This window comes from Pseudomonas sp. LBUM1663 (genome assembly GCF_059695905.1).
The window spans coordinates 3,862,601-3,876,770 of the sequence record NZ_CP166792.1; the positions used below are offsets into that span (position 1 = coordinate 3,862,601).

General features: G+C 60.1%; 17 protein-coding genes. 10 read left to right on the forward strand and 7 right to left on the reverse strand.

Annotated elements, in window-relative coordinates; translation table 11 throughout:
* Positions 1-147: 147 nt before the first annotated feature.
* Entirely contained in the window at positions 148-1,524 is a 1,377-nt protein-coding gene (locus tag ACA075_RS17620; protein WP_497294203.1) for a glutamine synthetase family protein, read from the reverse strand.
* Between the two features lie 281 nt (positions 1,525-1,805).
* Between ACA075_RS17620 and ACA075_RS17625 the strand changes: the two genes are divergently transcribed.
* The 5 genes from ACA075_RS17625 (at position 1,806) to ACA075_RS17645 (ending at position 7,210) form a co-directional block, all read left to right on the forward strand.
* On the forward strand, positions 1,806-2,567 hold the full coding sequence (locus tag ACA075_RS17625) for a gamma-glutamyl-gamma-aminobutyrate hydrolase family protein (RefSeq protein WP_497294205.1): 762 nt from the start codon (positions 1,806-1,808) through the stop codon (positions 2,565-2,567).
* A 361-nt stretch (positions 2,568-2,928) separates the two neighbouring features.
* Complete coding sequence (locus ACA075_RS17630) at positions 2,929-4,071, forward strand: ABC transporter ATP-binding protein (protein ID WP_497294207.1); 1,143 nt, start codon at positions 2,929-2,931, stop codon at positions 4,069-4,071.
* Positions 4,072-4,100: 29 nt separating this feature from the next.
* Positions 4,101-4,982 carry an ABC transporter permease subunit gene (locus ACA075_RS17635; protein ID WP_497299286.1) on the forward strand — a complete coding sequence of 294 codons (882 nt, stop codon included), beginning with the start codon at positions 4,101-4,103 and terminating at the stop codon, positions 4,980-4,982.
* On the forward strand, positions 4,979-5,863 hold the full coding sequence (locus ACA075_RS17640) for an ABC transporter permease subunit (protein ID WP_497294209.1): 885 nt from the start codon (positions 4,979-4,981) through the stop codon (positions 5,861-5,863). Before ACA075_RS17635 ends, ACA075_RS17640 begins: the two co-directional genes overlap by 4 nt.
* Before the next feature lie 249 nt (positions 5,864-6,112).
* Complete coding sequence (locus tag ACA075_RS17645) at positions 6,113-7,210, forward strand: polyamine ABC transporter substrate-binding protein (protein ID WP_497294211.1); 1,098 nt, start codon at positions 6,113-6,115, stop codon at positions 7,208-7,210.
* A gap of 255 nt (positions 7,211-7,465) precedes the next feature.
* Here the strand turns inward: ACA075_RS17645 and thpR are convergent, their stop codons facing one another.
* Positions 7,466-8,005, reverse strand: coding sequence for an RNA 2',3'-cyclic phosphodiesterase (gene thpR, locus ACA075_RS17650; protein ID WP_497294213.1), 540 nt, complete (start codon positions 8,003-8,005; stop codon positions 7,466-7,468).
* A gap of 60 nt (positions 8,006-8,065) precedes the next feature.
* On the opposite strand from thpR, the gene ACA075_RS17655 reads away from it, so the two are divergent.
* Positions 8,066-8,260, forward strand: a complete 195-nt coding sequence (locus ACA075_RS17655) for a hypothetical protein (RefSeq protein ID WP_010455448.1) — start codon at positions 8,066-8,068, stop codon at positions 8,258-8,260.
* A gap of 14 nt (positions 8,261-8,274) precedes the next feature.
* Here the strand turns inward: ACA075_RS17655 and ACA075_RS17660 are convergent, their stop codons facing one another.
* Both ACA075_RS17660 and ACA075_RS17665 read right to left on the reverse strand, forming a co-directional pair.
* Complete coding sequence (locus ACA075_RS17660; RefSeq protein WP_497294214.1) at positions 8,275-8,628, reverse strand: DUF1428 domain-containing protein; 354 nt, start codon at positions 8,626-8,628, stop codon at positions 8,275-8,277.
* Between the two features lie 16 nt (positions 8,629-8,644).
* A complete protein-coding gene (locus ACA075_RS17665; protein ID WP_497294215.1) occupies positions 8,645-9,712 on the reverse strand; it encodes a hypothetical protein in 1,068 nt (355 codons plus the stop codon).
* 150 nt (positions 9,713-9,862) lie between these two features.
* On the opposite strand from ACA075_RS17665, the gene ACA075_RS17670 reads away from it, so the two are divergent.
* Both ACA075_RS17670 and ACA075_RS17675 read left to right on the forward strand, forming a co-directional pair.
* Complete coding sequence (locus tag ACA075_RS17670; RefSeq protein ID WP_497294216.1) at positions 9,863-10,150, forward strand: hypothetical protein; 288 nt, start codon at positions 9,863-9,865, stop codon at positions 10,148-10,150.
* Positions 10,147-10,416, forward strand: coding sequence for a hypothetical protein (locus ACA075_RS17675; RefSeq protein ID WP_094471833.1), 270 nt, complete (start codon positions 10,147-10,149; stop codon positions 10,414-10,416). The genes ACA075_RS17670 and ACA075_RS17675 overlap by 4 nt, the downstream gene beginning before the upstream one ends.
* Here the strand turns inward: ACA075_RS17675 and ACA075_RS17680 are convergent.
* From ACA075_RS17680 to ACA075_RS17690, 3 genes are all read right to left on the reverse strand, one after another.
* The gene (locus tag ACA075_RS17680; protein WP_497294218.1) at positions 10,413-11,051 is read right to left on the reverse strand and encodes a Vgb family protein; all 639 of its coding nucleotides are present in this window, start codon (positions 11,049-11,051) and stop codon (positions 10,413-10,415) included. The two genes, ACA075_RS17675 and ACA075_RS17680, sit on opposite strands and share 4 nt — an antisense overlap.
* 35 nt (positions 11,052-11,086) lie before the next feature.
* The gene (locus ACA075_RS17685) at positions 11,087-12,307 is read right to left on the reverse strand and encodes a helix-turn-helix domain-containing protein (RefSeq protein WP_497294219.1); all 1,221 of its coding nucleotides are present in this window, start codon (positions 12,305-12,307) and stop codon (positions 11,087-11,089) included.
* A gap of 92 nt (positions 12,308-12,399) precedes the next feature.
* Positions 12,400-13,230 (reverse strand): AraC family transcriptional regulator, encoded by an 831-nt coding sequence (locus ACA075_RS17690; RefSeq protein WP_497294221.1) that lies wholly within the window; start codon positions 13,228-13,230, stop codon positions 12,400-12,402.
* Between the two features lie 135 nt (positions 13,231-13,365).
* Between ACA075_RS17690 and ACA075_RS17695 the strand changes: the two genes are divergently transcribed.
* The gene (locus ACA075_RS17695) at positions 13,366-13,884 is read left to right on the forward strand and encodes a carboxymuconolactone decarboxylase family protein (protein WP_497294223.1); all 519 of its coding nucleotides are present in this window, start codon (positions 13,366-13,368) and stop codon (positions 13,882-13,884) included.
* Between the two features lie 30 nt (positions 13,885-13,914).
* On the forward strand, positions 13,915-14,166 hold the full coding sequence (gene grxC / locus ACA075_RS17700; protein ID WP_497294225.1) for a glutaredoxin 3: 252 nt from the start codon (positions 13,915-13,917) through the stop codon (positions 14,164-14,166).
* Positions 14,167-14,170: the final 4 nt, after the last annotated feature.

A 14,170-nucleotide genomic window follows, 5' to 3' on the forward strand; every position in this document is an offset into this window, starting at 1 on the left:
TGCTGGCATGAGCGATGAGCAACCTGTGGCGAGGGAGCTTGCTCCCGCTGGGTCGCGAAGCGACCCCTCTTTCTACCTAAAAAGAAGGGGACTGCTGCGCAGTCCAGCGGGAGCAAGCTCCCTCGCCACAGGTTTAGTGTCAGCCCGTTAAACGGTATGCAGATACCAGTTGTACTCAAGGTCCGAGATGGAATTCTCGAACTCGGCCAGCTCGCTTTCCTTGCACGCCACGAATACGTCGATGTACAGCGGGTCGATGTATTTGGCCATGACTTCGCTGTCGTCCAGTTCGCGTAATGCATCGCGCAGGTTGTTCGGCAGGCTCTGCTCGTTCTGCTCGTAGCTGTTGCCTTCCACCGGGGCGCCCGGTTCGATCTGGTTGGTCAGGCCGTGGTGAATACCGGCCAAAACCGACGCCATCAACAGATACGGGTTGGCATCGGCGCCCGCCACGCGGTGTTCGATGCGCACCGAGTCCGGGGAACCGGTCGGCACTCGCACGGCAACGGTACGGTTGTCGATGCCCCAGCTAGGCGAGTTCGGCACGTAGAACTGCGCGCCGAAACGGCGGTACGAGTTGACGTTCGGGCACAGGAAGGCCATCTGCGCCGGCAGGGTCTCGAGCACACCGCCGATCGCGTGTCGCAGCGCGGCGTTCTGCTCGGGATCCTCGCTGGCAAAGATGTTGTTGCCTTCTTTGTCGAGAATCGAAATGTGCACGTGCAAACCGTTGCCCGCCTGGCCCGGATACGGCTTGGCCATAAACGTGGTGTCCATCTCGTGGTCGTAGGCGATGTTTTTCACCAAACGCTTGAGCAACACGGCGTAGTCGCAGGCCTTTATAGGGTCGTTGACGTGATGCAGGTTCACTTCGAACTGCGCCGGGGCGCTTTCCTTGACGATGGCGTCAGCAGGAATGCCCTGCTCTTTCGCGCCTTCGAGGATGTCTTGCAGGCAGTCGACGTATTCGTCGAGGTCGTCGATCAGGTACACCTGGGTCGACACCGGACGCTTGCCCGAGACCGGCGAACGCGGCGACTGCGGACGACCGTTCACGTTGTCCTGGTCGATCAGGTAGAACTCGAGTTCGAACGCGGCGCAGATAGTCAGGCCAAGTTCGTCGAACTTGCGCACCACATTGGCCAGCACTTCACGCGGGTCAGCGAAGAACGCCTCGCCTTCCAGTTCGTGCATGGTCATCAGCAATTGCGCCGTTGGGCGCTTCTGCCACGGCTCGATGCTCAGGGTGCCTGGGATGGGGAAGCAGATTCGGTCAGAGTCGCCGATGTCCAGACCCAGGCCGGTGCTTTCCACCGTGGAGCCGTTGATGTCCAGGGCAAACAGAGACGCCGGGAGGTTGATGCCTTTTTCGTAAACCTTATGAAGACTGGTGCGCTCGATGCGCTTGCCGCGCACCACACCGTTCATATCCGCAATCAGAAGGTCGACGTACAAAACCTCAGGATATTTCTTAAGGAATGCGTTTGCTTCGTTGAGTTGAACGGTACGCAGAGGGACCGACATTTTGCACCTATTTAGCTGTTAAATATTATGTTCACTACCTTGTTGCGAGCCCAGTCAATCCGAAAGGCAAAGTGAAGTCAATAGCGAACACTTGGCCTTTCAACCTTTATTTTCGGGCCTTTTTGGGGGGCGAGAGTGCCAGATCAGTCTTGAGCACCGCGTAAATCCTGAGGATCGGACGATCGGCGTTTAGAATTTTTTACATGAGAGTTGTTAATTAAAATCAACAAGGCTAAGCTCCGGAAAAGCTCGTTCAAGTGTGAAACTTCGAGGTGATAAAAATGGCATTCAAGCCATTGATCGGCGTTACAGCGTGCGTCAAACAGATTGGCCTGCACCCCTACCACATCAGCGGCGACAAGTACTTGCGTGCTGTCAGCGTCGCGGCTTTGGGGCTGCCTGTGGTCATACCATCCCTAGGCGAATTGACTGAAATCGAGGATGTGCTCGCGCATCTCGACGGTCTGCTGCTGACCGGCTCTCCCTCGAATGTGGAACCCTTCCACTATCAAGGCCCGGCCAGTGCCCCCGGCACGGATCACGATCCGGCGCGGGACGCCACTACCCTTCCTTTATTGCGAGCAGCCATTGCGGCGGGCGTGCCGGTGCTCGGCATCTGCCGAGGCTTTCAGGAAATGAACGTGGCGTTCGGCGGCAGCCTGCACCAGAAGGTGCACGAACTGCCGGGCATGCTCGATCACCGCGAAGCGGACAGCCCCGAGCTGGCGGTGCAATACGCCCCGGCGCATGCGGTGACGGTGCAACCGGGTGGCGTGTTCGAAGCGCTGGAGTTGCCGACCGAGTTCAGGGTCAATTCGATTCACAGCCAGGGCATCGACCGCCTCGCACCAGGCCTGCGCGCCGAAGCGATTGCGCCGGACGGTTTGATCGAGGCGATTTCGGTGGAACACAGCCAGGCGTTTGCCGTCGGTGTGCAATGGCACCCGGAATGGCAGGTCCTGTCGAATCCGCCCTACTTGAGCATTTTCCAGGCGTTCGGTGATGCGTGCCGGCGACGGGCCGCGTTGCGTAAAACCCGCTGACTTAAAACAACCCTTTACTGCCCCCGCGAGTCAGGCGGGCGTGCCTTAGCGCGTCCGTGACTTGCGACAACACACTGCGATAACAACAAGTACGACCCAGGCAGCCAGGATGGCGGCGCCGAATAAGCCCGGGCCGGGCGATGCCAGTGAAGCAAACGCAATACCCCCTGTGGGAGCTAGCCTGCTAGCGATGAGGGCGGCCCAGTCACATTGATGTCGACTGACACACCGCCATCGCTAGCGGGCTAGCTCCCACAGGTGACCACTGCTGGATTCACTGGCATCGCCCGCTCCGGGCTAGCAATCCACTCTTAAGTCAGGCCGCGTTGGCCCGACGACTGAAACCTGTTGGGAGTTTCACATGGCAAACGCCTCCAGCATCTACAGGAAGGCTCTTGAAGGTCACCAGGCACCGAAAAAGGTGCTGGTGAAAGTCGACCGCGTCACCAAGAAATTCGACGAAACCACCGCGGTGGATGATGTCTCGCTTGAGATCCATCAAGGCGAAATCTTCGCCCTGCTCGGCGGTTCCGGCTCCGGAAAATCGACCCTGCTGCGCATGCTCGCAGGCTTCGAGCGCCCGACCGATGGCCGGATTTTCCTCGACGGTGTCGACATCACCGACATGCCGCCGTATGAACGGCCGATCAACATGATGTTCCAGTCATACGCCTTGTTCCCGCACATGACAGTGGCGCAGAACATTGCCTTCGGCTTGAAGCAGGACCGTTTGCCCGCCAGCGAAATCGACGCCCGCGTTGAAGAGATGCTGCGTCTGGTGCACATGACCCAGTACGCCAAACGCAAACCCCATCAATTGTCCGGTGGTCAGCGTCAGCGCGTGGCCCTCGCCCGCTCCCTGGCCAAACGTCCGAAGCTGTTGCTGCTCGACGAACCGATGGGCGCACTGGATAAAAAGCTGCGTTCGCAGATGCAACTGGAGCTGGTTGAAATCATCGAGCGGGTCGGCGTGACCTGCGTGATGGTGACCCACGACCAGGAAGAGGCCATGACCATGGCTGAGCGCATCGCGATCATGCACCTGGGCTGGATCGCGCAGATCGGCAGCCCGGTCGACATTTATGAAGCACCGGTCAGCCGCATGGTCTGCGAGTTCATCGGCAACGTGAACGCCTTCGAAGGCACGGTGGTGGAAGACCTTGAGGGTCACGCGATCATTCACAGCCCGGACCTGGAACAGAAGATTTACGTCGGTCACGGCGTCAGCACCTCGGTGCAGGACAAGTCGATCACCTACGCGATCCGCCCGGAAAAAATGCTGGTGAGCACCCTCAAGCCGGACACTCGCTACAACTGGTCCCAAGGCAAGGTGCATGACATCGCCTACCTCGGCGGTCACTCGGTGTTCTACGTGGAGTTGCCTGGCGGCAAAGTGGTGCAATCGTTCATGGCCAACGCCGAACGCCGTGGCGCGCGGCCGACCTGGGACGACAAAGTCTACGTGTGGTGGGAAGACGACAGTGGCGTGGTACTGCGCTCATGAAAACACTCAATCAGCAGTTCATGCGGCTGATGCCGAGTGGTCGAAAGCTCGTCATCGGGATTCCGTTCCTATGGCTGTTCCTGTTCTTCATGCTGCCATTCTTCCTGGTGATGAAGATCAGCTTCTCGGAAGCGGCGCTGGCCATTCCTCCTTACTCCGAGATCTACACCTTCGCCGAGCAGAAATTCCAGCTGCTGCTGAACATCGGCAACTACTCGCTGCTGACTCAGGATGAGCTGTACATCTCGGCCTACTTCGGTTCGTTGAAGGTCGCGTTTTTAAGTACGTTGATGTGCCTGGTGATCGGTTTTCCGATGGCCTACGCCATCACCAAGGCCAGCAAGGAAACGCAAAACGTTTTGCTGTTGCTGATCATGATGCCGACCTGGACCGCGATCCTGATCCGCGTCTACGCGTGGATGGGCATCCTCAGCAACAACGGTTTGCTCAACGGGTTTTTGATGTGGACCGGGCTGACGGATCACCCCATCGAGATCCTCAACACCAACACGGCTGTTTATATCGGTGTGGTTTACGCCTACTTGCCGTTCATGGTGCTGCCGCTGTACGCCAACCTGGTCAAGCACGATCAAAGCCTGTTGGAAGCGGCGTCGGATCTGGGTTCGAGCAACTTCAACAACTTCTGGAAAATCACCGTGCCGCTGGCCAAGAACGGGATCATCGCAGGCTGCATGCTGGTGTTCATTCCGGTGGTCGGTGAGTTCGTGATTCCGGAGCTGCTGGGCGGCCCTGAGACACTGATGATCGGTCGCGTGCTGTGGCAAGAGTTCTTCAATAACCGCGACTGGCCCGTGGCATCTGCCCTGGCGGTAGTGATGCTGTTGATCCTGATTGTGCCGATTCTGCTGTTCAACCGCAGTCAGGCCAAAGAGATGGAGGCACGGGGATGAAACGCTTCGGATTTTCAAAGTTCATGCTGATTTTCGGCCTGTCGTTTATCTACCTGCCGATGTTGATTCTGGTGATCTACTCGTTCAACGCTTCCAAACTGGTGACGGTCTGGGGCGGCTGGTCGTTCAAGTGGTACGCCGGTCTGCTCGACAACACGCAACTGATGGGCTCGGTGGTGCGCTCGCTGGAAATCGCCTGCTACACGGCGATTGCGGCGGTGGCGCTGGGGACGTTGGCGGCATTCGTGCTGACTCGCGTCACGCGCTTTAAGGGTCGCACCTTGTTTGGCGGTCTGGTGACTGCGCCGCTGGTGATGCCGGAAGTCATCACCGGTCTGTCGCTGTTGCTGCTGTTCGTGGCGATGGCGCAGTTGATCGGCTGGCCGATGGAACGCGGCATTGTCACGATCTGGATCGCCCACACCACGTTCTGTGCGGCGTATGTCGCGGTGGTGGTCTCGGCGCGTTTGCGTGAGCTGGATTTGTCCATCGAAGAAGCGGCGATGGACCTTGGGGCGAAGCCGTTCAAGGTGTTTTTCCTGATCACCATTCCGATGATCGCGCCGTCTCTGGCGGCCGGCGGCATGATGTCGTTTGCCCTGTCGCTGGATGACCTGGTGTTGGCGAGTTTTGTCTCGGGGCCGGGGTCGACGACGTTGCCGATGGAAGTGTTCTCGGCCGTGCGTCTGGGGGTGAAGCCTGAGATCAACGCCGTGGCGAGTCTGATTCTGTTGGCCGTGTCGATCGTGACCTTCATGGTCTGGTACTTCAGCCGCCGCGCCGAAGCCACCCGCAAACGTGCGATCCAGGAAGCGATGGACCAGACCGCGAGCGAATCGTGGCAGCAACCTGAAAAGCGAATGGTGGAAGCGACGGCGTAGTGCCGTTGCTGATGAGGTAAGTGAACCTCATCCTGTGGCGAGCGAGCTTGCTCGCGCTGGGTTGCGAAGCGACCCCGAGATTTCTGGCAACCCTGCCAATTTTGTGAGTGCTGCGCACTCAAGCGGGAGCAAGCTCCCTCGCCACAGGATTTTTGTTTACTCAACAGGTTTTGTGTTTGCTGCACAGGGTTTTGTCTTCACTGCATTTCTGCTGTGTGATTTTGAATGAAAAAGAATGGAGTTGTACCGATGAAAATGTTTGGCAGGACTCTGCTGACACTGTCCTTATTGGGCGCGATTGCCACCGTTGCCCAGGCCAATGACAAGGTTCTGCGCGTCTACAACTGGTCGGATTACATCGCCCCGGACACGGTCAAGAAGTTCGAAGACGAGACCGGCATCCGCGTGACCTACGATGTGTTCGACAGCAATGAAACCCTTGAGGCACGGCTGCTCGCCGGCAAGTCCGGCTACGACATCGTGGTGCCGTCCAACAGTTTCCTGGCCAAGCAGATCAAGGCCGGTGTCTATCAGGAACTGGACAAGTCGAAGCTGTCGAACTGGAAAAACCTCAACCCGGTGCTGCTGAAAAACGCCTCCGCGAGCGACCCGGATAATGGCCACGCCTTCCCGTACATGTGGGGCTCGATCGGCATCGGCTTCAACCCGGCCAAGGTCAAGGAAGTGCTCGGCGCCAATGCACCGACCAACTCCTGGGACTTACTGTTCAAACCGGAAAACGCGGAAAAACTGAAAGCCTGCGGCATCAGCTTCCTCGACTCGCCTACCGAGATGCTCCCGGCAGCCCTGCACTACCTGGGGTACCCGGTGAATTCCCAGGACAAGGCTCAGATCGCCGAAGCCGAAGCGCTGTTCATGAAAATTCGGCCGTCGGTGGCGTATTTCCATTCGTCGAAATACATCTCCGACCTGGCCAACGGCAACATCTGCGTCGCGGTCGGTTACTCCGGGGACGTGCTGCAAGCCAAGGCGCGCGCTCAGGAAGCGGGCGACAAAGTAAAGATCGATTACAGCATTCCCAAAGAAGGGGCCGGCAGCTTCTACGACATGGTCGCGATCCCCAAGGACGCGGCGAACGTGGAGAACGCCTACCTGTTCATGAACTTCCTCATGCGCCCGGACATCATCGCCGAGATCACCAACAACATCGGTTACAGCAACGCCAATGCGGCGGCCACGCCGCTGGTGGATGAGGCGATCCGGGATGATCCGGGGTCGTATCCGCCGCAAGCGGTGATGGCGACGCTTTATGCGATTCCGGATATGCCGATCGGCGTTCAGCGGGTAATGACCCGGGGCTGGACGCGGGTGAAGCTCGGGAAATAATTGCGCCCGCGCCCGTAGGAGCGAGGCTTGCCCGCGAAAGCGATGTTTCAGTCACCAACAATGTTGAATGTGACGGCCTCTTCGCGGGCAAGCCTCGCTCCTACAGGGACACAGCATTGACCCAAAATATGGGGTGATCTCTCGATTTCCGTTCACGCAGCGCCTTACCACCGCTGCACGCTCCCTGCAGCAGAACGGCCTCACCTGGCTTCCTCGGTTAAGGTGAATTTAGGCGCCCTCCTCGGGCGCCTTTTTTTATGCGGGGCCCAGCGGCCATTCGGCCAGCGCCCGATACCGTCCTTTGTGGGATTCAAACAAGACAAAGCGATCAGCACGCAGAAAGAATTCAGGCGGCGTCGCGGACTCAGGCACCGGCATTCGATAATCACGCATCAACGTCAAGTGCGGCCGAAACGCCTTCGACGCCTCCTCAAACCCGAACGGTAACATTGCCTGTTCCAGCGCATACACCAGACGCAACAACTCCGGCGGCGCCTGCTCCGGCGCCAGCACCAACACCCCTGACTTGCGCCAGACCTCCATTCGATCCAGCGCCAGCCTCAGCGGAGCACCTGGCACGTGAACCTTCGCGGCCGCCGTGCAGATCTCGCCAATCTGCGCCACGCCGACAGCCCCCAAAAACAACAACGTCAGGTGAAAGTTTTCCGCCGGCACAGAACGCCCACTGCGCAGCTCAAGGGCGCTGCGCCATTGGGCAATGGCCTTGCGTTGCTCCGGCGGGCAATTGAACGCGAAAAACAGCCGCTTGAACGGTTCACGGGATTCTTCAGTCATGCCTGGCAGCTCCTGACATGCACGTTATAGTTGAACCAACCGAATCAAAGGGAGGGGGCCATGCGACAGATCATCAGCAAAGAGCCATGGTGGGCAATGCCGCCGAAACCAGGGCAGGATGAGTCCGAGCTGGAATGGGGCTGGCTGGTTCACTATAGCGAAGGTGAGCCGCGCTTCGAGTTCGTCAGGGAGCGGCCGACGGACAGTGAGATCCGCAACCGCAAAAGTTGCAGGATCACCCCGTCGCCGGAGTGATCCTTTCGTCGGGATCAGGCCTTCACGATCACTTCAAAACCACCAAAGACCAGGCGCTGACCATCGAAGGGCATCGGATTGACGTCCGGCTGCATCCGGGGATCGTGCATGAGTGTGTCCATGCCCGCGGTACGGGTGGCCTTGTCTGGCCAGATGATCCAGCTGAACACCACGGTTTCGCCCTCCTTGAGTTTCACTGCCATGGGAAACGAGGTCACCTTGCCGTCCGGCACATCGTCGCCCCAGCATTCAGTGACGCTGAGCGCGCCGCATTCCTTGAAAATGACCGCGGCGGTTTCGGCGTGTTTCTTGAGTTTTTCGCGGTTGGCGGTGGGCACGGCAGCGAGGAAGCCATCAACGTAGGACATGGTGTTTCTCCTTCGGTTATGGAGCGGTCTGCTGGTTAGTCGATTCTGTCGGGCTCCAATCGACAGCGCCGCCGCCCGAACTGACCGACGGTACGTCAGCGCTCCCCGCCAGGTCGCCCTCGATCTGCGCCGCCATGTACAGCGTTCCCGCCATGACGCCGGTGGTCGGGTTCTGCACCAGTTTCATCCAGGCCTTGTCGAACGTATTGCCCAGGCTGCTGCGAATCAGCGCCTCGCTGTCCGGCCGGTCGGCGGCCTGAATCATCGCGCGGATCCCCGCGACCCCCACCGTTATCAAGCCCCCGGCGAGTTTGCCGGCCGCCGCCGCTACGGCACTGGCAGCGCCTCGAGGGGCCATTTCGGCTTCCATCCGTTGGCTAGCGCGCTTGGCCACGGGCGCCATCGCCGTGTCGGTCGACCCGACGCCCTTGTCGCCACCTGCCTTGTGGATCTTCTCGATCAACGCCGCGTAGGCCGGCAACGTATTCAGCGGTTGGGTGTGCACGACCTGATACAGCGACGCATCGCGCGCAGGCGGCGGCCCCAGTGCTATCGCGGGGATTTTCTGGATGCGGCCATTGAGCTGGGCCATCGGCACGCCGTGGCGTTGAGAGATTCGCTGCAGTTCTTCCTGAACAATGTCCACGTAGAAGGCGGTTGCCAGGCCGAGGATTGCGTCGGGATCGATCTCTACCGCGACCGGCGCCAGCACGCGCTCCTGGTATTGCTCCAGCAGGTAGGCCGCCAGGCGCTTGGCCGAGGCATCCTGCTCGCCCTTGGCGCTGAGGGTGTACCAGCTGACTTTCATGGACAGCCATTCCTGGGTCCAGTAACTGCTGAACCAGGGAATGAAGTTCTCTTCGGTCAGTTGGTAGACTCGCGTTCGCCAGTAATCCATGGCGCCGCGGGCGTAGATTTTGGTCTGCTCGGTGGCGGACTGCGACGCGGCGACAATCTCCTGGTCCACCTGGCGCCAGGTGCTCTCGGAGACCACCACGATCGGCGCCACCACCGGGGCACGCACAGGCGTGGCGCATCCCGCCAACACCACCATCACGGCGACGATCAGCGAACGCAGGTTCAAGATCGCGGTTCCTACAGTGCTCCCCGAACGGTATGTCCGGTGTTCAAAGGCCTGTTTATTTGAGTATAGGTGGCGGTAATTGTTCGCTTGGGGTTGGTAGCGACTTTAAGGGCCTCATCGCGGGCAAGCCCGCTCCCACAGGGATTAGCGTTGTTTCAACATCTGTGTTTCACCAAAGAACACTGTGGGAGCGGGCTTGCCCGCGATGAGGCCCTCCAGAACACCAAAAAATCCGCTATCAACGGCGTCGATAATCACCATCGCGACGATTGCCTTCCGCTAAAAAAACGCCAGGCGCAGGATCGACCCATCCCAAGGCAAAAGCCCACACCGGAGGGGAAAATCATGTTGATCCATCTGCTGACCTGCCTGGCCCTGACGGCCATTACGCTGACTGTCTTTTCTTACATTGTCCTCGCCGAGGAGCGCAGATCATGATCCACGCCATCAGCCTTTCAGTAAGCTTCCCGGTGTTCGGCAACAACTTCTATTCGCAGCCATTCGTCTCTCGCAAAGAGCTGTCACTGGTGTTCGACAAAAACTTCGAGGCATTGCTGATACCAGCCGCCGCGAACCACTTCAACAATGAAGTGGTCGGGCTCAACGATCAGTTCCGGTTCCTCAATGACGTGTTGGTTGAACACCTGCTGGAGATCGAATTGGCCCAGAGCGCACCCCGGTCTTCGCGTCAGTTCACGTTTTAGGATGAGGCGGGCCGACGAACGGCCCTCACCTTCCCGCTATTGCCCCCTCCACAGAAAAACCGGTCCGCGCCATCGGATTCAAGCCCTGACACACCGACACCGGCTGGCAGCGTGACACTTTGCAGCACCTCCCCGGTGTTCGGATCTACTCGCCGCAATTCACTTTCCTCTTCTTCCCAGGTGCCGTGCCACAGCGCGCCTTCAACCCAGGTCACCCCGGTGACGAAACGGTTGGACTCGATCGTGCGAAGAATCTTGCCGGTATCAGGGTCGATCTGATGGATCTTGCGTTCGCGATATTGGCCCACCCAAAGCGTGCCTTCAGCCCAGGCGAGCCCTGAGTCGCCACCGCCGCCGGGCGCCGGAATGGTCGCGAGCACACGGCCATTCGAAGGATCGATCTTCTGAATGCGATCCTCGGCGATCTGGAACAGGTGCCGGCCGTCAAAGGCTGTTCCCGCATGCGCGGCGACATCGATGGAACGAAGTGCCTTACCGCTTGCCGGGTCGAGGGCGTTGAGTTTTTCTCCGGAGGCGAACCAGACATGCTCACCGTCATAAGAAACACCATGCACGGTGTCGACGCCCGGAAAGGGTCCGTATTCGCGGATGATCTCGGCAGATGATTGCTTCATGGTTGCATCCTCTTCATTGGGTGGTGGGATGGATCCTAGTCACCCGGCACCCAAGCTGTGAGTAACAAAGTCGTCGCGAATCCCGGTAGCGGCGGCGTCATCCAGCACCGGGCGCGCCCGCGACCAAACGACTGCACTTTGCCGGCGGTTGCCAGCGAATCGAGAGCCCGTTGCACCGTGCGCTGACTGGCCTTCAGCGCCAGGGCGAGCGCCGAACTCGACCACGATTCGCCGTCGGCCAAGAAGGCGAGCAGCGCCGCCTGCGGCTCTTCGACAGGCCACGCCAGCACCACAACGTGGTCAGCGATCTGTGGTTGCAGCGCAAACCCACGCTTCGTCGCACTGACACCGGCCAGAGGCTTCAGCGCTGTGCGAAGCCGACCGATTTCGACGCGCAGCCTTGCGCGATGGGATTCATCGGTGAGCTTCAAGCGAAAGGCCTGGGTGATCAGAGTTTCCCTCGACACGTCTGCGGGCCAGGCTTCGGCCAACGCCCGCACGAGGGCGAACAACACCGGGCGTTTGGCCAGGGACACCGACATCCCCGCGCCGCGCACGCCGTATCGGCACGCGTCCACTACCAGGGACGGTGAACTCAGCAGCGCTTCCACCTCATCCAGCCGCAGGGGGTGCTCTTCACCCCGTGCAATCAGTCGCGCAGCGGGCGTGTCGAGGACTTGAACGGCGTGTTCAACCTCAGCAGTGAGCGCCGGGATACCGGCGTCTGACGCGGCGCGTTCGGCCCTTTCGAGCGCGGACCGCGCCTTTCTTGTCTCGAGTCGCCGCAGGGCGATCCCTGCCACCACCAGCTCATGAACGGCGCGCAATGCCGGCGGCAGCCGCGCAGGATCAAGCTCGGCGAGCAGCGCTTCGACCTCATCGAGAGACCCGATCAACAACAAACGTCGAACCTGCAAATACCGCGCGTGAGCTGCATTCGCGCCATCGCCATGCGTCTGCAAGGTCACTCGCGCCGCTTCGAGCGCCTTTACCGGCCAGCCGAGATCCCGTGAAGCCAGGGCGATTTCGGCCTCGGCCACCACGCACCGCGCACGGGCCACAGGCGCTTTCGCACCGAAGGCGCGTGCCGCGCTGCGCACCAATGCCTTGGCCCGGACCAGATCACCCAACTGCGCCATGGCGATGCCGCGAAGCGCCAGCGCAGGTGCATCGTCGCGCAAGGCAACCCGGTTCAGCGCACCGAGGGGATCACCCGCCGCGAGTGCGTGCGCGGCGGCGGTGATCAGTGAGTCCATTTGGATTGCGCCACAGGTGTCACTCCCACGGACGGTGCCCGTAGATGAGTCTATCTCACGCCCACAGGGATTGTGTTCAACCGGCCGGAGGGTCACCGCGGGCGTTTTGCCTCTTGCACCCACTCACGCGGGCTGCTGCCGGTTTTGCGCCGGAACGCCCGGGCCAGCGCCGAAGGGCTTTCGTAGCCGACTTCATCGGCGATCAGCGCGATGGACTTGCCTTCACGCAAGCGTTTTTGCGCCAGGCTGATCCGCCAGCTGACCAGATAGTCGACCGGCGTCTGCCCCACCACCGAGCGAAAGTAGTCGGCGAAACTGGCCCGGGACATGTTGGCCGCCGCCGACAGTTCGGCCACGGTCCAGGCCTTGCCGGGCGAGTCGTGCATCAGGCTCAAGGGTCTCGCCAGACGTGGGTCGGCGAGACCGGCCATCATCCCGGGCGTCTGGTCACGACTGGTCAGGATGTGCCGCAACAACTGAATCACCAGCAGTTCGAACAGCCGATCCATCATCGCTTCGCGACCACAAATGCCGCCGAACGCCTCGCTGAACAGCCAGTCCAGCGTGCCGGCCATGGTCGGGATGCTGTCGAGTTTGAGCACCAGGTATTCAGGCAGCGCGGCCGCCAGAGCGTTGCCCGCCCCACCGTCGAACTCCAGAGATGCGCACACCAACTGAGTGCCTGACGCTTCGCTGGCGAACAACCGATGACGATAAGGACGCGGGAAGAAAATCAACGTCGGTTCATTGAGTTGCAGGACTCGCTCATCAGCCAGTTTGAGCGTCAGTTCGCCGGCCTGAAGCAAATGCAGGTGCCCAGTGGCCTGTTCGCCATCAAAGGCCGTGACGCCGCAAAAATCGCCACTGTGGAAGGTGCCGGCACTGACACCGAAATGCGTGAGCAAGGTGGACAAGCGATCCATGGAACGACTCCCCGCGAACAAATCTGGACGATCTGTCGCATATCCTCGACGATTTGCACCCTCAAGGCCAGCATTCATCCCTAGCATGGACCCCGTACCCAGCGCATACCGCGCCTGAATCGACGGAGCATCACCATGAGCCGCATCGCCCCCCTGAGCCTTGAACACGCCACCGACACCACTCGCCCGCTGCTGGAAGGCGTGCAGAAAAAAATCGGCTTCTTGCCCAACGTCTTCAAGACGCTGGCCCATGCCCCCGCCGTGCTGTCGGCCTATCTGCAACAGTCGGTGGCCTTGGGCAAAACATCCCTGAGCGCCCCTGAAAAAGAAGCCATCTTCCTGGCCACCTCGCAGGTCAATGGTTGCGACTATTGCCTGGCGGCGCACACCCTGTTTGCCGGCAAGGCCGGGCTGTCCGCACAAGACATCGTCAGTGCTCGACACGGTCAACTCAATGCGTTTGCCACGCTGGCCCAGCAAATCACCGAAAGTCGCGGCCACCTGAGCAACGAACAGATTGCAGCCGCCCGTGCAGCCGGCATCAGCGACGCCAAGATCATCGAGGTGGTCGCCCACATTGCATCGCAGACGCTGACCAACTACCTCAACAACCTGGCCCTGACCGACATCGACTTCCCTGCCATCGATGCTTGAGGCGGATGTCTGACCCGAGGAGTACACCCCATGAACACTGTGACGCTTTACACCACCGACACCTGCCCTTATTGCCGCAATGCCAAGGCGCTGCTGGCCAGCAAAGGCATCGCCATCCAGGAGATCAATGTTCAATCGGCCCCCGGAAAATTCCAGGAAATGCTCACCCGCAGCGGTCGTCGCAGCGTGCCGCAGATATTCATCGGTGACACCCATGTCGGAGGTTTCGACGACCTGGCCAAACTGGACCGTCAAGGTGCCCTGTTGTCGATGCTGGCCTGAAGCT